General features: G+C 37.6%; 17 protein-coding genes. 15 read left to right on the top strand and 2 right to left on the bottom strand.

The genetic code is table 11. The annotated features are described in order from the left end of the window. The first annotated feature begins 7 nt into the window (after positions 1-7). The 3 genes from IEU51_RS03160 to pyrE are packed head-to-tail and all read left to right on the top strand — an operon-like array spanning position 8 to position 2,228. Positions 8-907, top strand: a complete 900-nt coding sequence (locus IEU51_RS03160) for a dihydroorotate dehydrogenase (RefSeq protein WP_186088365.1) — start codon at positions 8-10, stop codon at positions 905-907. 18 nt (positions 908-925) lie between these two features. Continuing rightward, positions 926-1,627 carry an orotidine-5'-phosphate decarboxylase gene (pyrF, locus tag IEU51_RS03155; RefSeq protein ID WP_408634876.1) on the top strand — a complete coding sequence of 234 codons (702 nt, stop codon included), beginning with the start codon at positions 926-928 and terminating at the stop codon, positions 1,625-1,627. Next, positions 1,620-2,228 carry an orotate phosphoribosyltransferase gene (gene pyrE / locus IEU51_RS03150; protein WP_186086970.1) on the top strand — a complete coding sequence of 203 codons (609 nt, stop codon included), beginning with the start codon at positions 1,620-1,622 and terminating at the stop codon, positions 2,226-2,228. The genes pyrF and pyrE overlap by 8 nt, the downstream gene beginning before the upstream one ends. Positions 2,229-2,937: 709 nt before the next feature. On the opposite strand, the gene IEU51_RS03145 is transcribed toward pyrE, so the two are convergent. Both IEU51_RS03145 and IEU51_RS03140 read right to left on the bottom strand, forming a co-directional pair. Beyond that, on the bottom strand, positions 2,938-3,879 hold the full coding sequence (locus tag IEU51_RS03145) for a nuclease-related domain-containing protein (RefSeq protein WP_188349268.1): 942 nt from the start codon (positions 3,877-3,879) through the stop codon (positions 2,938-2,940). A gap of 124 nt (positions 3,880-4,003) precedes the next feature. Then, positions 4,004-5,707, bottom strand: coding sequence for an Rqc2 family fibronectin-binding protein (locus IEU51_RS03140; RefSeq protein ID WP_186086976.1), 1,704 nt, complete (start codon positions 5,705-5,707; stop codon positions 4,004-4,006). Positions 5,708-5,838: 131 nt separating this feature from the next. On the opposite strand from IEU51_RS03140, the gene gmk reads away from it, so the two are divergent. The 12 genes from gmk (at position 5,839) to IEU51_RS03080 (ending at position 20,156) form a co-directional block, all read left to right on the top strand. After that, a complete protein-coding gene (gmk, locus tag IEU51_RS03135) occupies positions 5,839-6,462 on the top strand; it encodes a guanylate kinase (RefSeq protein ID WP_186086979.1) in 624 nt (207 codons plus the stop codon). Continuing rightward, positions 6,462-6,656, top strand: coding sequence for a DNA-directed RNA polymerase subunit omega (gene rpoZ, locus IEU51_RS03130; RefSeq protein WP_186086982.1), 195 nt, complete (start codon positions 6,462-6,464; stop codon positions 6,654-6,656). Before gmk ends, rpoZ begins: the two co-directional genes overlap by 1 nt. A 48-nt stretch (positions 6,657-6,704) precedes the next feature. Beyond that, a complete protein-coding gene (coaBC, locus tag IEU51_RS03125) occupies positions 6,705-7,922 on the top strand; it encodes a bifunctional phosphopantothenoylcysteine decarboxylase/phosphopantothenate--cysteine ligase CoaBC (protein WP_186086985.1) in 1,218 nt (405 codons plus the stop codon). A gap of 2 nt (positions 7,923-7,924) precedes the next feature. After that, positions 7,925-10,306, top strand: coding sequence for a primosomal protein N' (priA, locus tag IEU51_RS03120; protein ID WP_186086988.1), 2,382 nt, complete (start codon positions 7,925-7,927; stop codon positions 10,304-10,306). Positions 10,307-10,314: 8 nt separating this feature from the next. Further along, complete coding sequence (gene fmt / locus IEU51_RS03115) at positions 10,315-11,244, top strand: methionyl-tRNA formyltransferase (protein WP_186086991.1); 930 nt, start codon at positions 10,315-10,317, stop codon at positions 11,242-11,244. A gap of 1 nt (position 11,245) precedes the next feature. Next, on the top strand, positions 11,246-12,544 hold the full coding sequence (rsmB, locus tag IEU51_RS03110) for a 16S rRNA (cytosine(967)-C(5))-methyltransferase RsmB (RefSeq protein WP_186086994.1): 1,299 nt from the start codon (positions 11,246-11,248) through the stop codon (positions 12,542-12,544). 20 nt (positions 12,545-12,564) lie between these two features. Continuing rightward, entirely contained in the window at positions 12,565-13,305 is a 741-nt protein-coding gene (locus tag IEU51_RS03105; protein ID WP_186086997.1) for a Stp1/IreP family PP2C-type Ser/Thr phosphatase, read from the top strand. Next, positions 13,305-15,221: a Stk1 family PASTA domain-containing Ser/Thr kinase gene (gene pknB / locus IEU51_RS03100; protein WP_229713815.1), complete on the top strand. Its 1,917-nt coding sequence runs from the start codon at positions 13,305-13,307 to the stop codon at positions 15,219-15,221. Before IEU51_RS03105 ends, pknB begins: the two co-directional genes overlap by 1 nt. 66 nt (positions 15,222-15,287) lie before the next feature. Further along, a complete protein-coding gene (locus IEU51_RS03095) occupies positions 15,288-16,556 on the top strand; it encodes a cytochrome P450 (protein WP_186087000.1) in 1,269 nt (422 codons plus the stop codon). 118 nt (positions 16,557-16,674) lie between these two features. After that, positions 16,675-17,652 carry a TAXI family TRAP transporter solute-binding subunit gene (locus IEU51_RS03090; RefSeq protein ID WP_186087003.1) on the top strand — a complete coding sequence of 326 codons (978 nt, stop codon included), beginning with the start codon at positions 16,675-16,677 and terminating at the stop codon, positions 17,650-17,652. Between the two features lie 31 nt (positions 17,653-17,683). Next, positions 17,684-18,112: a DUF1850 domain-containing protein gene (locus IEU51_RS03085; RefSeq protein WP_229713813.1), complete on the top strand. Its 429-nt coding sequence runs from the start codon at positions 17,684-17,686 to the stop codon at positions 18,110-18,112. 10 nt (positions 18,113-18,122) lie between these two features. Continuing rightward, entirely contained in the window at positions 18,123-20,156 is a 2,034-nt protein-coding gene (locus tag IEU51_RS03080) for a TRAP transporter permease (RefSeq protein WP_186087006.1), read from the top strand. Positions 20,157-20,182 lie beyond the last annotated feature (26 nt).

Below are 20,182 nucleotides of genomic sequence, written 5' to 3'. Positions count from 1 at the left end.
AAATAACATGAATATATCTCTTCCTGGACTAGAGTTAAAAAATCCAGTCATGCCGGCATCAGGATGCTTTAGCTTTGGACAAGAATTCTCGGACTTTTATGATCTAAATGAACTTGGCGCAATTATGATAAAAGCAACGACACTTGAAGAGAGAAAGGGAAACGCAACTCCGCGAGTTGCTGAGACGTCAAGTGGGATGTTGAACGCAATTGGATTACAAAATCCTGGACTCGAACATATATTAAATCACGAACTGAAATTTTTAGAGCAATTTGATACGCCAATTATCGCAAACGTTGCAGGATATACGATTGAAGATTATGTTGAAGTTTCTAAAGAAATCTCGAAGTCACCAGTCGTGAAAGCACTAGAATTAAACATCAGCTGTCCGAATGTTAAAGAAGGCGGTATTCAGTTTGGTACAGATCCTGAAGTTGCTAAAGAACTCACGAGACGTGTGAAAGAAGTTTCAGAAGTACCAGTTTACGTGAAATTATCTCCAAACGTGACGTCAATCGTTGAGATGGCTGAAGCGGTAGCAGCATATGCGGACGGCATCACGATGATTAACACGTTAGTTGGAATGCGTCTCGATAATTTTGGTAAGCCAATTTTAGCGAACTTGACTGGAGGACTGAGCGGTCCTGCAATTAAGCCGGTTGCCATTAACATGGTGTATCAAGTGAGAAAAGCATTACCTGAAATTCCTATTATCGCGATGGGCGGTATCGCCACTGTCGAAGATATCATTGATTTTATCTCCGTAGGTGCGGATGCTGTTGCAATCGGAACAATGAATTTCACAGATCCGATGATTTGTCCGAAACTAATTAAGGGACTTGATGAATACCTCGAAAAAAATAATATTGCACATTTAAGCGATTTGAAAGGTCGCGCATTTGTTTAAATAAGAGCTCTGGAGGACATTATGACAAAACCAATTATTGCACTCGACTTTAATACATTCGACGAAGTACAGAAATTTTTAAGTCAGTTTGACGAATCTCTCTATGTAAAAGTGGGGATGGAATTATACATGCTAGAAGGTAGAAACGTAATCAAGGAACTTCGCGCTATGGGACATGATTTATTCTTAGATTTAAAGTTACATGACATTCCAAACACTGTGGCAAGAACAATGGCAGGTCTTGGAAAACTGGACGTCCAAATGGTGAACGTTCATGCAAGAGGCGGTAGCGAAATGATGCGTCGCGCGAATTTAGCATTCAAAGAACATAACCCAGAGGGCATTTGTATTGCAGTGACAGAACTTACAAGTACAAATGAAAACATGGTGAAGAATGAATTGAGATCCGAGATTTCTTTAGAGGAATCAGTCTTAAATTTAGCAGCGCTTACGAAAGAAGCGGGGCTAGATGGCGTGGTTTCATCTCCATTAGAAAGTCCGTTAATTCACGAAAAAATTGGCGAAGACTTTGTAACAGTGACGCCAGGAATTAGACTTAGCGAAAATAGAAATGACGACCAAGTGCGCATCGTAACTCCAGAACATGCGCGTGAACTCGGTTCTAACTACATCGTTGTTGGTCGTCCAATCACGCAGAGTCACAATCCAGTTGAGGCATACCATCACATCAAATCACTTTGGGAGGGTCATAATGAGTAAGTCAATTTCAGAAATACTTTTAAACATCGGTGCAGTAAAGATAAACACAGACGAAAAATTCACATGGGCGAGTGGAATAAAATCGCCAATCTATTGTGATAATAGGAAGACAATTGGATTCCCAGAAAAGCGCGAACAAATCGTAGAGGCATTTGTGGCGAGTATTAAAGAAAATTTCTCTGACGTAGAAGTCATCGCTGGAACAGCAACCGCGGGAATTCCGCATGCTGCTTTTATTGCGCAAGAAATGGCACTGCCAATGGTATATGTGCGCGGTGAAAAAAAGGCACACGGTGCTGGTAAGCAGATTGAAGGATGCGAAGTTGACGGCAAAAAGGTTGTAGTAATTGAGGATCTTTTATCAACTGGCGGGAGTTCGTTGAAAGCAGTGAATGCACTGAAAGAGAGTGGTGCCGAAGTCCTTGGAGTCAGCGCAATTTTCAGCTATGAACTCGCGAAATTGAAAGAAAACTTTGGCGCAGAGTTGTTAGAATATCACACACTCACAAACTTAGATGAGTTACTAGAAGAGAGCGAGAAGTCGGACGCTCTCACAAAAGAACAGGTCACAACCGTAAAAGAATTCCGCGACAGTTTATAATAATTAGAAGATAAAAACAAAAATCCCCGAATTCGTTGGAGTTAATAATAGGCTTACGAATACACGAGGATTTTTTTGTTGGATTTTAACTGTATAAGTTTGTAATATATGGACGATAATTTTTAGAAGTTGTTTTTATTGTACGAATTGGAGTCCGATATGGCCGATAGTTTCAGTAATCTGTATTTATCGTACGAATTGGATTCCGATATGGCCGATAGTTTCAGGAATCTGTATTTATCGTACGAATGTGAATCCGATATGGCCGATAGTTTCAAGAAGCTGTATTTATCGTACGAATATGAGTCCGATATGGCCGATAGTTTCAGGAATCTGTATTTATCGTACGAATATGAAGTTGATATGGCCGATAGATTCAGGAATCTGATTTTATCGTATGAATATGAAGTCCGATATGGCCGATAGTTTCAGGAAGCTGATTTTATCGTACGAATATGATTCCGATATGGACGGTAATTTCAGGAATCTGATTTTATCGCACGAATACGAGTCCGATATGGCCGATAGTTTCAGGTAGCTGTTTTTATCTGACGAATATGAAGTTGATATGGCCGATAGTTTCAGGAATCTGATTTTACCGTACGAATATGAGTCCGATATGGATGATAATTTCAGGAAGCTGATTTTATCGTACGAATATGAGTCCGATATGGACGGTAATTTTAGTAATCTGTATTTATCGTATGAATCATATGATATAGTGCCTATCCCTAGTTGTACCAACAGGATTGAGATGTTTAATAAGAATATTTCTAATTACTTTTTGAGAAATTATACTGTTAGTCCAATCATAAATTGCAGCTGAAGTGATCTTCCTATCTTTAAATAGTAAATTATATTCTCGAACCATGCGGAGAATAGCGTCGTCGATAGTTTCTAGTTTGTCACAAGACGCGCATACTAGATGTTTCCTGCTTTTATCGGTTAATTTCGTCATCCAATTACTACAATTCACACAAGGAATCCCTTTTTGAATTGTGTCATATTCATATTCGGGGATTCTTTCATATACTGAATTCTTCAATCGCACAGATTTCAATTTCGCTGCAATTTTAAAATGATAGTCACTGAGATCACAGCGTTTGTCATTCAATTCTCTTAAAAATCTGTCCAAAGTCGCATTATAAAAAACCGGTAAATTCCCAGGTACCTCATACAGGTAAAATTTGTCATTGATAAACACAATCTTCTCAGAAATGTTTATACGAATCCCGAGTAATCTAAACAGATCACCTAACAATACTTTCGCGCGCGCGACCTGCGGGAACGGTTGTGAATATAGCCGCTTCATACTCCCATTAAAAAATATTTCTGCGTCGCGATACACATACTCTCCAGAATAATTTTTTACCTCAATCAACACACACTCATTCTGAAATAACAACAAACAGTCAATCTGGCATTCATCATTATTCGCCATAAATCTAAAATCAAAAAGCGCAAGCGGCTTCACATCCAGATGCTCTAACAACAACCTACGGATTTTATCTTCACCGATATAGCCCTGACTCTGACGTTCATAATTCAAAGTCTCGATTTCAGGTAAACTTTTGCGAGAATTCAAGTGTTCCAAGACAGCTAATAAGTCAGGTTTTAATGGATTTTCTATTTTCTTCAGTCCTTTCACCATGAGTAAATCACACGGCCAACTTTTACACAAATGTTTCAGATAAAAACCCACAAACTTTTAATAAAATTTCACTCTAAAAAAAGTAAATCACATTTTTTGTTGTATAAAAAAGTCTCCCTAAAATTTAAGGAGACTTTACTTCTAATTTTTTGACTGTCACTTCATCTGGTGTTACAAAAACTGTACTTTGATTTGTATATGTGACAAATCCAGGTTTTGTTCCTGGAATATTTTTCACATGTTTAATTAAAGTGTAATCTACTGGCACGGATTCTGACTGTTTTCCTTTAGAAAAGTATGCCGCAATCTTCGCCGCTTCACGAATATCACTTTCTTTAATTTCATTTTCCGTATGCGTAATCACGACGTGAGATCCTGGCATATCTTTAACATGGAACCAAAGGTGGTTATTTTGAGCATGTCGATTTGTTAAATAATCATTTTGCTTATTATTTTTCCCAACTAAGACACGCAATCTGTTCGACGTTTTATATTCACTTAGAGTAACGCCTGTTTTCTTCTTTTTCCTATTGGTTTTCTTATATTTAATTACACCTTGTTCCATCAGTTCTTCGCGAATTTCTTCAACCTCATCACTTGTAGTGATGGACTCCATTTGGTGTAATAAATTCTCGAAATACTCGAGATCATTCTCTGCGATTTCAATCTGCTTCACGGCTTCATTTTGTCTGTTTTTCATCTTATTATAAAGCGAGTAGTAACGTTGTGAATTTTCAGCAGGTGACAGATTCTTCTTCAAAGGAATCTCAACTTCCTCGTTCGTGTAATAGTCAAACACTTTCGCGGATTCACTATACGGTTTCAGCTGATGCATATACGCAGTGAGCAACTCACCGTATTTCTGGTATTCATCCATTGACTTTGATTCTTCTAAATCCACAGCTAAATTATCAAGTTTACGCTTCGTCTTCGCAATATTTTGCGATACTACATGATAATAATCTTGTGCTTGCTGTTTCACACGCGCATGCACGTATCTATTATGATAAAAATCATCAAGCAACTCTGAAAGTGTCTTATACGTTGTTTTTTCAATCCCTTTATCTTCAAAAATAGAAAGTGGTGCGTAATAATAATTCTCTTTTTCGTCATGATATAAAACAGGTTCTCGCTCAAGAGCTTCAAGCGTCTCACGAATAGCGAGAACTACGTTATCCGGCTTAAAATATTTAGTGCGGTTTTCAACTTCACTAATGAATAATGGACTCACACCTTCGACATGCTTCAGAATCTGCTTACCAACCTTGCCACTATTAAAATCGATAAACTTAGGCAATTCGTCGAGTTCTGCTGTTCTTGGGTTCAACTTCTTCAGAGTAGGCGGTGCAGTATACGTAAACCCGGGCATCACCGTACGCTCGTTATTATTAGGTGTCAGATGTTTAATCGCATAAATAATTTTATTTTCGTCATCTGTCAAAATAATATTTGAATGACGACCCATAATTTCTAGGATTAAGACACGTTCAATAGGATCGCCAATCTCATCAATATTATTGAAGTGTAAGTGAATACGACGATCGTTTCCAATCTGTTCGATCTTATTTAAGAAGCCACCTTCGATGTCACGACGCAGCATGCGTAAGAACATTGGTGGATCGAAAGGTGTTTCATATTTTTCATGTGTGATATGAAAGCGTGAATAAGTAGGATGTGCACTAATCAGTAACTGATGATTTACTCTGTTACTTCTAATTCTTATCGTGACTGTCATATCATCAATTTGATGTACACGGTTCACTCTTCCGCCGATGAGTGACGAAAGTTCATCTACTAACTCATGTACAAAGTTACCATCTAGTGCCATGTGTCATTCCTCCGAATTAATTAATATACTTATTCTAACATGGGATGATACTATTATAAAAATATGAGATGAATTTAAGTCTAATTTATGGTACATTATTAGATAATCACAATTTTGAAAGGTTTCTTGAAATGACTCTTGATAAAGGTTTACTCATTGTGCTATCTGGCCCATCAGGCGTAGGTAAAGGCACTGTAAGAAAAGCGGTTTTTGATAATCCAGATACAGACTTTAAATACTCAATTTCGATGACAACTAGAAAAAAACGCGAGGGTGAAGTCGACGGTGTTGACTATTTCTTTAAGTCACATGAAGAGTTTGAAGCGTTAATAGAACAAGACAAGTTTATAGAATATGCGGAATATGTTGGAAATTACTACGGTACACCTGTGGATTTCGTCCGTGAAACTTTAGAAAAAGGTCACGATGTATTCTTAGAAATCGAAGTTGAAGGTGCTAAACAAGTGAGGGACAAATTCCCTGAAGCTCTATTTATTTTCCTTGCACCACCGTCCATTGCACATTTGAAAGATCGTCTTATTGGTCGTGGCACTGACTCTCAAGAAGTCATCAACTATAGAATACAAGAAGCAAAGCGCGAACTTGAACTTATGAACTTATATGACTATGTTGTGATCAACGATTCTGTTGATGAAGCGTGCAGAAAAATACACAGTATTGTTGAAGCAAGTCATTTAAGACGTTCAAGAGTAGAGCGTACTTTAAGAAAATTATTATTGGAGGCAGACAATTAATGTTATACCCAGCACTTCACGAATTAAAATCAAACGTAGATTCAAAATATATGATCGTAACTATGGCAGCTAAACGTGCACGTGAGTTACAAGACCATCCGGATTATGCAGTATTTGGTCCTTACAAATCTGTTAAAAACGTAGGAAGAGCATTAGAAGAAATTGCAAAACATAAGGTAATTAAAACTAACTAAGCTGACAAAGTACTTTTGTCAGCTTTTCTTGATATAGGGGTGAACAAAATGGCGAATATAGTCATTGGTGTTACTGGAGGCATTGCGAGTTATAAAGCAATCGACTTAACAAGTAAATTAATCCAAAGTGGTCATAGCGTACGTGTTGTTCTAACAGATAATACGTTAGAATTCGTAACGCCCTTAGCGTTCCAAGCAATTAGTAGAAATCACGTATACACTGACACGTTCAAAGAGGAAGATCCGAGTGTAATCGCTCATATCAACATCGGTGAATGGGCAGACATCATCCTCGTGGTTCCAGCAACAGCCAACACAATTGGTAAGCTTGCGAATGGTATTTACGACAATATGTTATTAAACGTTCTTGCTGCAACTAAAAAGCCAATTATCATCGCACCTGCAATGAATGTTCACATGCTAGAGCAACCACCTGTTCAAAAAAATATTGAGTACTTAAAATCAATTGGTTATCACTTCTTAGATAGTGAAGTTGGATTCCTGGCATGTGGATATATAGCGAAAGGTCGCTTGGCAGATACCGCTTCAATTATCGAGTATATGAATTTTATCTTAAATGAGTTAGATGAAACAGAACCTACTGATAAAGATAAAAACCGACTCACTGGTAAAAAGGTACTCATCACGGCAGGTCCAACACGTGAGAAGCTCGATCCAATTCGTTATATCACAAACGTATCGAGTGGCAAAATGGGGTATAGTTTAGCAAAGGTTGCGAAGAAATTAGGGGCAGATGTCACTTTAGTTAGCGGTCCGGTAAATCTTGAAAAACCAGAAGGCATTACAGTCATAGATGTCGTGTCTACTGATGATATGTACCAAGCAGTAAAAGAGCATATGGATGCGGATATCGGGATTTTTTCAGCGGCGGTGAGTGATTACACACCATTAGTTGTTAGTAACAATAAAATGAAAAAAGATAAAACACAAGAACATTTAAGAATAGACTTAAAAGAAACAACGGATATTTTAGACTATGTTGGTCATAACAATGATCAGATGTATATTGTTGGGTTTGCAGCAGAAACGCATGATGTCGAACGCTATGCACGTGAGAAGTTGAAACGTAAAAACGCAGACTGTATCGTAATGAACGATGTGTCGCGTAAAGATATCGGAATGAATAGTGATGATAATGAAGTCATGATGATATTTAAAGAAGGCGATGACTTAAAAATTCCGAAATCTAAGAAAGAAAGTATCGCAGAAATGATTCTTGAAACTGTAATTGAAAGGATAGAGTAAACATGTTTGCTTCAGTCATCGTATCGGTATCGAGCAATTCAGTCGATAGACTTTTCACATACAAGATTCCAGATTCTTTAGTCGACACGATACGTGTGGGGCATCGTGTGTTTATCCCTTTTGGAAATAGAGATATACAAGGGTTTGTTATTGAGATAAAAGAGACTGCAGACATTGATGTTTCTAAAGTTAAAGAAATCAATAGGATTATGGATGGAACTCCAGTTCTCACTGAAGAACTGATACAGCTTTCGAAAAAAATCGCTTCATATTACGTGGATAGACAAATCTCTGTGATTGAGGCAATTCTTCCAGTCGCGCTCAAAACGAAATCTAAAACGATACTTAAATTGAGTGAACACGCAGGTAATGAGGCGACTGTACTATTTAATGAACTTCAAAAGAATAACGAAGTCATTGTTAGAAATTTAGACAAAGATGAACTCAAAAAAATCGTCCCTTTCATGAAATCTAAAGAATTAATAGAAGAAACGATTATTGCGCAACATACAAAAAAGAAAACAAATCGTGCTGTGAGAAGTCTATATACGGGCAATATGCCGAGTGAACGTGCAGTAAAACAAAGAGAATTACTCGAATGGATCGAGAGTGAAGACGCACCGATTACATTACTCAGAATTAGGGACGCTGGTTACTCGGTTCAACTTGTTGATGCACTAGAAGTCAAAGGGCTTGTTGAACGTGTTGACGTGATCGTAGACCGAGATCCATATGATACACGTGTATTTTTTGAATCTGAAAGACATACGTTAAATGATGAACAGCAGATCGCATATAATAAAATAAAAGATGCAATGATCGAAAATAGACAGGAGACGTTTCTACTTCACGGAATTACAGGAAGCGGTAAGACAGAAGTTTATCTTGAAACGATTGAGCATGCATTAAATAAAGGAAAAGAAGCGATTATGCTAGTTCCTGAAATTGCACTTACACCTCAGATGGTGCACCGCTTCAAAGCGAGATTTGGTGATGATGTTGCGGTACTCCACTCCGCACTTTCTCATGGTGAGAAGTATGATGAGTGGCGAAAAATCAAAGAAGGTCGTGCGAGCATCGCGATTGGTGCAAGAAGCAGTATTTTTGCGCCATTTAAAAATATCGGTATCATAATCATCGATGAAGAACACGAGTCCACGTATAAGCAAGGAGAACGTCCTTTATATGATGCCAGACAAGTCGCCCTTTGGCGTGCAGCGTACTTCAATTGTCCACTGATATTAGGGAGTGCAACACCTAGTTTAGAGTCTTATGCAAGAAGTGAAAAAGGGGTCTATAAAAGACTTGAACTAAAACATCGGGCGAAAGCACAGCCTTTACCTGAAACGACGATTGTGGACATGGCTTTATCTAGACAAGAAGGGAATATTTCGATTGTCTCAGATATTTTGAGAGAGAAAATCATAGAACGCATCGAAAAGAATGAGCAGATTATTCTCCTTCTAAATAGAAGAGGGTATGCACATTTCTTACTGTGCCAAGATTGTGGGCATGTACCGATGTGTCCGAACTGTGATATTTCACTCACGTATCATAAGTCAAATGGTACACTGATGTGTCACTACTGTGCGTTTGAGACACCTGTACCAAATAAATGTCCAGAATGTCAAAGCACCGCGGTGACATTTAGAGGTTCTGGGACTGAAAAGGTTGAAGAAATACTCCGTGATATGTTCAACACGGAAGTTGTCCGTATGGATATTGACACAACAAGAAATAAAGGGATGCATGAAACACTGCTCTCACACTTTGTAGAGGATAATATTCCAATATTACTTGGGACTCAGATGATTGCGAAGGGGCTTGACTTTCCAAATGTCACGCTTGTTGGAGTGTTGAATGCTGATACGACTCTAAACATACCTGACTTTAGAGCAAATGAACGGACGTTCCAGTTGCTGACACAAGTTGCAGGTCGAGCGGGTCGTGGAGATAAAACAGGAGAAGTTATTTTTCAAACGTATAACCCTGATCATTACGCAATATTAGACGCACAAATGAATCGATATATTGATTTTTATAAAAAAGAAATGGAATACAGAAAGATTGCACGATATTCTCCGTATTATTTTCATGTCCTATTCACGATTACAAGTGAGAACTTCAATCATTGTGTGAAAGCATCACACGACGTGAGTACAAAGTTACTTGAGCATATTTCAAACCAGTCAATCGTAATCGGGCCAAGTCCAAGTCCGATTGAGCGCATCAAAAATAAGTTTCGATTCCAAATTTTACTCAAATATAGACATGAACCAGCGTTGTTAGAAATATTGGAACAACTAGACCAAAGATATTATGTAGCATATAAAAAGAGTGGTGTCTCACTTAGAATCGATGTTGACCCACAATTCATAATGTAGGTGAAATAATGACAAAAATAATTTTTATGGGTACACCAGACTTTTCAGTACCAATATTAGAAGCAGTACACAATGAATATAATGTAGATCTCGTGGTCTCACAACCGGATAGACCAGTTGGTAGAAAGCGTATCTTGACTGCACCACCAGTGGCTGCAGCAGCTAAAAAGCTCGGTATTCCTGTATATCAACCAGAGAACGTCTCTAAGGAAGGGCTAGAAATAATCACTCAGTTGAACCCTGATTTAATTATCACAGCTGCATATGGGCAGCTATTAAGTGAGAAAGTCTTAAACATACCAAGACTCGGTGCAATCAACGTTCACGCGAGTCTTTTACCTAAGCACAGAGGTGGCGCACCAATTCATAGAAGTATCATCGAAGGCGACGAGAAAACAGGCGTTTCCATTATGTATATGGCAAAAACGCTTGATAGTGGAGATATAATCGCACAAAAAGAAATACCAATACTAGATGAAGACAGTGTAGGCACAATGCATGACAAGCTTAGTTACTTAGGTCGCGATCTTCTACTAGAAGTGCTTCCAAGTATTTTAAATGATACAAATCACAGGACACCTCAAAATCACGAAGAGGCAACGTTTAGCCCAAATATATTAAAGAGTGACGAGTATGTAGATTTTAACAGAAAAGCAAGAGAGGTCTTTAACCAAATTCGAGGACTGAATCCTTTTCCAGGCGGATATACATTATTAGATGGAAAACGATTAAAACTATATGCATCAAAAATTACAAATGAACAAACAACAGAACCAGCAGGTAAGATTATCGAAATCACTGTAGACGGGTTCATGGTTGCAACAAAGGATGAACTGCTTCTAATCACAGAAGTGCAACCGGCAGGTAAGAAAAGAATCCAAGCAGTAGATTTTATTAACAACAATCCAAGTTATGTTGGACTTGTACTAGGAGAATAATATGAATGTAAGAGAACTTGCGCTAGATGCATACACAATCATTATGGATGCGGGCGGTTACTCTAATCTAGTCTTAAATCAGATGATTGAAGAAAATGATCTCATAAAAGAAGACAGAGGATTACTGACGGAAATCGTCTACGGTGCAATTAGCAATAAAATGACAATTGAATACAAACTTGCACCTTTCTTAAAGACACGTGTGAAAAGATGGCAACGTAATTTGCTTATTTTATCTATTTACCAACTCGATTATTTAGATAAAATTCCAAGCTACGCTGTAATTAACGAGGCAGTTGAGATTGCAAAAGAAGTCGGTGGTAGACAGAGTGCTAACCAAGTGAACGGCATTTTAAGAAACTATTTAAGATCTGAAAAAAGAGATCCAAGTACGATTCAAAATATACAACGCCGAATTTCACTTCAATATTCTTTACCAAAATGGATTGTAAAACAACTGATTTCGCATCACGGTGAAGAAACAACTGAGGAAATAGCAAAAAGCCTACTAGAACGACCTAAGATGTACTTGCGCACAAACAAGAAAAAAACGGATAGAGAGTCTCTAATTGACACACTAACTGAAGAAGGTGTTCGTGCGGAAATCTCGCCTGTTCATAGCGATGCGATTCATGTTAAAGGTGGCGGACTTACCAATACACGTGGCTATAAAGATGGCTTATTCGGTATTCAAGATGCAAGTTCGATGTGTGTCAACTATGCGTTACAATTAGATATAGATGATACGATTTTAGACGCATGTTCAGCTCCAGGTGGTAAAGGATTCCATGCATTAGAATCCATGAAAGACGGACATGTTGATTTTTGTGATATTCATGAACACAAATTACTTCTTATCAAACAAGAAGCAAAGCGACTTGGACACAAAAATCTGACTATCTCACTAAAAGATGCTGCAGAAAGTGATTACGGTAAAATGTACGATAAAATTATCGTAGATGCACCGTGCTCTGGTCTTGGTGTAATTAGAAGAAAGCCAGAAATAAAGTATAAAGTTCGTGAAGAAGATATCGAATCATTTGTAGAACTTCAACTTAGTATCCTAAATAATGCAGTGAAGTATTTGAAACCAGGTGGTGTTTTAGTATATTCTACATGTACATTACATCAGATGGAAAACGAGAATGTAGCATATACTTTTAAGAAGTCACACGATGATATCGAGTTTGATTCTTTCCAAATTGAGCCATTTGAATTTGAAGGTACGAATCGTCAAATTTTGCCACATGAATTTGGAACAGATGGATTTTATATCGCACGATTTGTTAAAAAAGCTTAGTCTTCTTAGGGAGGTCAATTGTGAACATTAGTACGAAGAGTATTACAGGTAACTATAGAGAATTAAATGAAGACCGTATCGGTGTGTTTAAAAATAAGACTGATCAAATGCTACTTCTTGTAGCAGATGGAATGGGTGGCCATGAAAAAGGTGAAGTTGCCGCTCAATTTGTCATCGATAAAATCGAAGAAACATGGATAAATTCAAACTTTTTTAATGAGCAAGAGCTAGAACCATTCTTAAGAGATTTAGTGATAAAAACAAATCGAGCACTTTATTTATATTCAAATGAAGAAACTACAGAACATAACATGGGTACAACACTTGCAATGGCAGTGATTACTGACGAATCAATATATGTTTTAAATATTGGAGACTCTCGTGTATATGCATTACAAAAACGAGAAATTTTACAGGTGACGAAAGATCATACATTTGTAAACATGCTTGTTGAATCAGGTGAAATTACACAAGAAGAAGCATTCGTTCATCCACAAAGAAATATTGTGACTAAAGCACTTGGAACTACGAGACTCGTCCAACCAGATGTCTTTAAACTTAGAAATAGACAGTATGACTATCTACTTCTCGCTTCAGATGGTTTGACAGATAAAATGAATGAAGAGACACTCCACAACATTGTGTATAAGGGAAATGATGTGGATCGTATTACTGAAGATTTAGTAAATGAAGCGGTGTCTTTGAAGTCGAAAGATAATATAAGTGTAATCCTTGCACAGTTGAAAGATGGTAGAACATAATGACTGAAAAAATTATAGCCGATAGATATTTACTTAAAAAGTATCTTGGCGGTGGAATGAGTTCTGTTTATCTTGCAGAGGATATTATCCTAGATAGAGAAGTCGTAGTAAAACTCATCAAGGCGGATCCGTATAATAAAGAAAAAACTGTAGAGCGATTCCAACGTGAAGTACAAAACGTAACTAAATTATCTCATCCAAATATTGTAACGGTATTAGATGTGGATGATTCAGATGAATACAATATTTTAGTAACTGAATATGTGGATGGTTCAAACTTAAAAGAATATATAAACAAAAACAATCCAATTGATTTTGAAAAGATTATTGAGTTATCTATCAGTGTTTTAAGTGGTATTGAACACGCCCATAACAGAGGTATTGTTCACAGAGATATTAAACCACAAAACATTTTAATTGATAAAAAAGGGAATATAAAAATCGCAGATTTTGGTATTGCGAAGGCACTTAGTGAAACACGTCTCACAGAGACAAACCAAGTGATGGGATCTGTACAATACATTTCACCAGAACAAGCAAAAGGTAAAAGTGCAGACGAACGCGCAGACATATATTCATTTGGTATCATGCTATTTGAGCTAATAACTGGTGAATTACCATTCCAAGCAGAAACACAAGTATCTGTCGCCTTACAACATATCCAAGATGATATTCCGAATATTAATGACTACAGAGAAACGCCAGTGGGACTTGAAAACATTGTACTCAAATGTACAGAGAAAGAACCTGAGAACCGTTACTCAAATGTTAGGGAAGTCATTCAAGTATTACTCAACTATAGAAATGAGACGATTCATTATCTTCAAAAGGGTAGAAAAGAACCTGAGAATCGTCCAGCACCAATTCCAGTACCTTTAAAAGAAGATACACCAAAGGTTGAAGCAAAAGAAAAAGAACCAGTAGTAGCACCTGTTCAAGAAGAGCCTGAAAAGAAAAAGAAACGTATTTGGCCGTGGGTTCTTTTCCTTCTATTTGTACTCGTTTCTTTAGCCGCTGTGATTTATCTACTATGGCCGAAAGAACCGAATACTGTAGAACTAGTTGATTTAAGCGAAATGTCCCAGGCGGATGCTGAAGCAAGACTAACCGAGATGAATCTTGTTTTAGGTGAAGTGACTGAAGAGTACAATGATGATTTCGCTTCTGGTAATGTCATTGCGTCGGCACCTAAAAAAGGAGCAGTACTAGAGGAAGGTTCAACAGTTGATTTAATCGTTTCTAAGGGTCCTGAACCTTATACTATGGGGGATTTTGTCGGAAGTAAGTTGGAAAGTGTTCAATCAGATATTGATGCACTGAAGTTTGATAAGGTAGATATACAGACAGAATACAGTAATGACGTGCCAGCTGGTGAAATTATGAAGCAGTCGATTCGAAGCGGAGTATCTATCTTCCCTGAGAACGAGACACTGACACTTACGGTGAGTGATGGTGTAGAACCTGTTGAAATTTCTAACTACGTTGGATGGCAGTTAACAGATGCTAGAAACGAGTTAGAATCGCTTGGCTTCAAAGTAAATGTCATCAATGAAATATACGATGAGGAAATTGAAAGTGGTGCAATCGTGAGTCAAGATCCAAGTTATGGATCATTTTTACCAGGTTCACCAATCAATTTAATCGTTTCAAAAGGTAAGGAGCCGAAAGAAATCACACAATATCAACTCAATATCGAAATTCCTTATTCATCAAGTAAAAAAGATAAAAAACCAAGTAAAGTTAAAATCTATATCGATGATAAGGATCACGACTACGACGAGATCCTAGAAGAATTTGAAATCACTGAAGACCGTAAGCATACAATCACTCTCGCATTAGAGGAAGGCGAGGATGGAAAGTATAAAGTTGAAGTCGATGGAGAAAAGATTATAGAAGAAGTAGTAGAAAACGAGTAAATATTGGCACTGTGAGACAGTTATTTGTATAATTGATTATGGAAACTTCAAGTGGAGGAATAAATTATGGCAACTTTAAAAAGAGACAAAGGTTTAGACAACACATTAAAAGTGATGCGCGAAGGTTACTTATATACAAGTAATCAAAGAGAACGCCTCGGCACAAATGTGTTTGAAACACGCGCGTTAGGTGGTAAATCATTCGTTGTACTTAACGGGAAAGAAGCAGCTGAACTGTTTTACGATAACGATAAGATTGAGCGTCAGGGCACATTACCTAAACGTGTTGTAAATACACTATTCGGAAAAGGTGCAATTCATACAACAACAGGAAAACAACACATTGACAGAAAAGCTTTATTCATGTCATTAATGACTGAGGGTAACCTTGAGTATGTACGTGAATTAACACGTAACTTCTGGATGGCTAACACAGAGCGCATGGAGCAAATGGATGAAGTTAACGTATACCGTGAATCAATCATTCTATTAACTCGTGTTGGTACACGTTGGGCGGGAGTACAAGCTCCAGAATCTGAAATCGAACAAATTGCTACAGACATGGATATCATGATTGACTCATTCAAAGGTCTAGGTGGCGCATTTAAAGGATACAGATCATCTAAAGCTGCACGTAAACGTGTTGAAGACTGGTTAGAAGATCAAGTAATCAAAACACGTAAAGGTGAAATTCACCCTCCAAAAGGAACTGCACTTTATGAGTTCGCTAGATGGACTGACTATGAAGGAAATCAAATGGATTCTAGATTATGTGCGATAGACTTAATGAACACATTCCGTCCATTAATCGCAATCAACCGCTTCATTTCTTATGGAGTACTTGCACTTCATAAACACCCTGAAGCAGTTGAAAAAATGAAAACAGTTAAAGATTATCCTTATATGTTCAGTCAAGAAGTACGTCGCTTCTTCCCATTCGTACCATTCTTACCTGGTAAAACGAAAGTGGAAGTTGAAATTGATGGGGTAACATTACCAGCGGATCAATCACTTGTTATTGATATTTACGGAACAACTCATGATCCAAAATTATGGGATAATCCAAATGAATTCAACCCAGAAAGATTCTTAGATTGGGATGGATCACCATTCGACCTTATTCCGCAAGGTGGCGGAGACTACTGGACTAACCACCGTTGTGCTGGTGAGTGGATCACAGTAATCATCATGGAAGAATCATTCAAATACTTCGCAAACAAAATTGTTTACGATGTACCAGAACAAGACATGGATGTTAACTTAAATAGTATCCCAGGATACGTAAACAGCGGAATGATCATTTCGAACGTACGTGAAAACGTAGACCGCTCATAATATTAAGACTAAGACACTCAAAGTTTTGAGTGTCTTTTTTAATTTTCTGAATTCAAGCGTTTTCATATATTTGTATTTAGGGTATAATTTAATTAAACTTGAAATTGGAGGTATAAATATGTACAAACGTATAGTTATGTTTTTATTAGTTGCTGTTACCTTAGTTTTAGTGGCATGTGGTAACGACAACAAAGAAAGTAGCGATGGAGGAGATAAGGATACAAAAGGCTTAGATACACGTATCCTTACGATCGCGACTGGTGGATCTTCTGGTCCATATAACATTATCGCAACGACACTTGCAGACGGTTACTCTAAAGAGTTTGGCATTAACTCAAGAACGCAAACCACTGGTGCGTCTGTTGAGAACTTAAATTTAATGGCGCAAGAAAAAGTTGAAATGTCATTTGTTATGAGTGACGCATTACTTCAAGCACTTGAAGGTACAGATGGATTTACTGAAAAAATAGACAACGTTCAAATTTTAGCAAACCTCTATCCAAACTATGTTCAAATCATCACAACTGGTAAAACAGGTGTAGAAAGTGTCGATGACATCAAAGGTAAACGTGTCGCTGTAGGTGACCAAGGATCAGGTGTTGAAATCGCAACGAAAGCAGTGTTAGAAGCACATGGCATTACATATGATGACATAGAAGTAGACTATCTCGGATATGCTGAAGCTGCTGACGCACTTAAGAGTGGTTCGATCGATGTTGCATTTACGACAAGTGGATTACCAAATGCATCAGTGATGGAACTTCAAAACTCTGTAGATTTAAAAATTGTTCCAATCGAAGCTGAAGCAGTTGAAACGCTTAAAGAAAGCGTACCTATCTTTGAATCATTACCAATTCCAGCTGGAACATATGGAAATGATGAAGACATTCCAACTGCTGCAATCAGAAACGCACTTGTAGTACGTTCTGACTTAAGTGAAGATGATGTGTATGAACTTACAAAATATCTATTTGAGAACCTAGACAAATTAGAAAACTCTCACCAGGCAGCAAAAGATATCAACTTTGAAGAAGCACAAAATATCTCAGTAGGCGAACTGCACCCAGGTGCAAAACGCTACTATGATGAGCAGTAAAAAATTAATCTTAATTGGGAGCATTATCTTAATGCTCCTTTTTCTAATATTGATCAAGGTCGATTATTTAAAAATTACTGGGGAAAATGGACACGTTGAAAAAATTTATAATGATTCTTTTGAGATTCATTGGATTCATTCTGTTGAAAAAGAAGAGTGGTTCGAGACCTATGAAATAAGAGATGGTGCACTTTTCTTAACAAAATCATCATTTAAAACATTTGGTGCAGGTGTGCCAACAGATGTGAAATATATATCTAAATTAAATGATGATGGTTTTGTTGAACTGACAATCAATGAATTAAGACCGCCAATTTTACTTAATGTCTCAAATAACGTACAAACAACAGTTCATTTTGATTCTAATGAATTAAAGTTATATGAAATTTATGAAGACTATAGTTCAGTTGAGATAGAGGTAGCGTCCACACCACTAATTTTTTATTTACTTCGATTATAGGAGGTATAACATGACGAAGCGTGACGAAAAAGAGGTTATAACAGCTGAAGATATCGTAGCTAGAGAAGGTGAAAATCTAGAAGCTGATGTTCAAGAAGTTTTAGAAAAATATGACCGAGATTCAACAACTCGTGTATTTAAATCGAAACATGTCGCAATGATTGTATCGATTATTGCAGTATTTTACTCATTGTTTCACATATACATTGTCTTTAATCCGATTCCAACATTACAAGCACGTGCGATTCATGTTGCAGTAGGTCTTGCTTTAATCTTCTTACTTTACCCAATATTTAAAACGTCAGATAGAACGAAAGCACCTTGGTATGATTGGGTTTTAGCATTACTTGGTCTTGCGACTGCAGGGTACATAGTATTTAACTACACAGCAATCGTAACGGAACGTGGTGGAATTCCAAATACGACGGACCTAATCTTTGCGGTCCTAACTGTTGTGCTAATCTTTGAAGCAACGAGAAGGGTAACGGGATTCATTCTTCCGATACTTGCGTTACTGTTCTTAATTTACCCGTTCATTAGTTCCTTAGATTTTATGCCGAACTTACTATATACACGTCCATTTGATTTTGGCGATGTATTTGGACACTTATACACTAAGACTGAAGGCCTTTATTCTACAGCCATTGGTGCATCTGTGAACTTTATCTTTCTGTTCATTTTATTTGGTGCATTCTTACAAAAGTCTGGAATGGGGTTATTCTTTAACGATTTAGCACTTGCATTAGCTGGAGGATATAAAGGTGGTCCTGCTAAGGTAGCAGTTGTATCAAGTGGGTTCATGGGTAGTATCAACGGTGCGGCAGTAGCAAACGTAGTAAGTACAGGTGCATTTACTATTCCACTAATGAAAAAAGTAGGATATGGTAGAACATTCGCTGGAGCCGTTGAGGCAAGTTCTTCAATTGGTGGACAAATCTTGCCACCAATCATGGGTGCGAGTGCGTTTATCATGGCAGAGACTACAGGAATTAAATACTCTACGATCGCACTTGCAGCAGCAATCCCAGCACTACTTTACTTTGGTGCAGTGATCATGCAGGTTCACTTTAGAGCAGGTAGAAATAACCTAACTGGAATTAGTAAAGCAGCATTACCACAAGTTTCAACAGTACTTAAAGAACGTGGACATTTACTATTACCAATTGTTGCTTTAATTTATATGCTTTACTTGAACTTACCAATCGGTAGAGCAGCGATTTATACGATTGGTATCACAATCTTAGTCGCTCAGATTAAGAAAACAACGCGCATGTCATTTAAAGATGTGTTGGAGGCACTTGAACTTGGTGCGAAACAATCACTGTCAGTTATGATTGCCTGTGCGATTGTTGGTGTCATCATTGGGGTAGTATCACTAACAAGCTTCGGTTCAGTACTTGCTTCAGCAATTGCTGCACTTGGCGCAGGTTCATTACTACTTACATGTTTCTTCACGATGATTGCTTCACTCGTACTTGGAATGGGGTTACCATCAATTCCAGCGTATATCATCACAGCAACTATGGCAGCACCAGCTTTAGCTGAATACGGAGTGCCAGTACTTGTTGCACACATGTTTGTGTTCTACTTCGGTATTTTCGCGAACGTAACACCACCAGTGGCACTAGCGGCATTTGCGGGTGCAGGTATTTCAGGTGGAGATCCGATGAAGACAGGATTTGCAGCATTTAAACTGTCGTTAGCTGGTTTCTTAGTCCCATTTGTATTCGTATTCGATCCATCATTATTACTCATTAATGTGGAAGGACTTGCGATGAATGCGAGAGAATATCCACTTGCGAATATGATGGATGTCGCGGTCGTTGTGACAACCACAGTTATTGGTATCGTTGCGATTTCTGCAGCACTTGAAGGTTACTTTGCTACAAACTTAAACTGGCTATTTAGAATCCTAATCGGTGCAGCAGCAATTTCTCTGATTATCCCTGAAACAATCACGGATATCATCGGACTCGCAATTGTAATTGTGATATTTGCACTGAACATTATTAAAAGTAGAAAAGAAAAAGTGTCACCAGCATAAAATAAACCAGCAGAATTCTTTAGTGA

It is taken from the genome of Phocicoccus schoeneichii (assembly GCF_014635565.1).
GTDB lineage: Bacteria > Bacillota > Bacilli > Staphylococcales > Salinicoccaceae > Phocicoccus > Phocicoccus schoeneichii.
This window is presented reverse-complemented; position numbering and strand designations above follow the sequence as displayed.

Excerpts from the sequence above, each read along its gene's own strand:
- IEU51_RS03140 (WP_186086976.1), bottom strand. The coding sequence starts at position 5,707 with ATGGCACTAGATGGTAACTTTGTACATGAGTTAGTAGATGAACTTTCG.
- pyrE (WP_186086970.1), top strand. The coding sequence starts at position 1,620 with ATGAGTAAGTCAATTTCAGAAATACTTTTAAACATCGGTGCAGTAAAG.
- IEU51_RS03085 (WP_229713813.1), top strand. The coding sequence starts at position 17,684 with ATGCTCCTTTTTCTAATATTGATCAAGGTCGATTATTTAAAAATTACT.
- IEU51_RS03080 (WP_186087006.1), top strand. The coding sequence starts at position 18,123 with ATGACGAAGCGTGACGAAAAAGAGGTTATAACAGCTGAAGATATCGTA.
- pknB (WP_229713815.1), top strand. The coding sequence starts at position 13,305 with ATGACTGAAAAAATTATAGCCGATAGATATTTACTTAAAAAGTATCTT.
- IEU51_RS03090 (WP_186087003.1), top strand. The coding sequence starts at position 16,675 with ATGTACAAACGTATAGTTATGTTTTTATTAGTTGCTGTTACCTTAGTT.
- coaBC (WP_186086985.1), top strand. The coding sequence starts at position 6,705 with ATGGCGAATATAGTCATTGGTGTTACTGGAGGCATTGCGAGTTATAAA.
- IEU51_RS03095 (WP_186087000.1), top strand. The coding sequence starts at position 15,288 with ATGGCAACTTTAAAAAGAGACAAAGGTTTAGACAACACATTAAAAGTG.
- rsmB (WP_186086994.1), top strand. The coding sequence starts at position 11,246 with ATGAATGTAAGAGAACTTGCGCTAGATGCATACACAATCATTATGGAT.
- IEU51_RS03145 (WP_188349268.1), bottom strand. The coding sequence starts at position 3,879 with ATGGTGAAAGGACTGAAGAAAATAGAAAATCCATTAAAACCTGACTTA.
- IEU51_RS03160 (WP_186088365.1), top strand. The coding sequence starts at position 8 with ATGAATATATCTCTTCCTGGACTAGAGTTAAAAAATCCAGTCATGCCG.
- gmk (WP_186086979.1), top strand. The coding sequence starts at position 5,839 with ATGACTCTTGATAAAGGTTTACTCATTGTGCTATCTGGCCCATCAGGC.
- rpoZ (WP_186086982.1), top strand. The coding sequence starts at position 6,462 with ATGTTATACCCAGCACTTCACGAATTAAAATCAAACGTAGATTCAAAA.
- fmt (WP_186086991.1), top strand. The coding sequence starts at position 10,315 with ATGACAAAAATAATTTTTATGGGTACACCAGACTTTTCAGTACCAATA.
- priA (WP_186086988.1), top strand. The coding sequence starts at position 7,925 with ATGTTTGCTTCAGTCATCGTATCGGTATCGAGCAATTCAGTCGATAGA.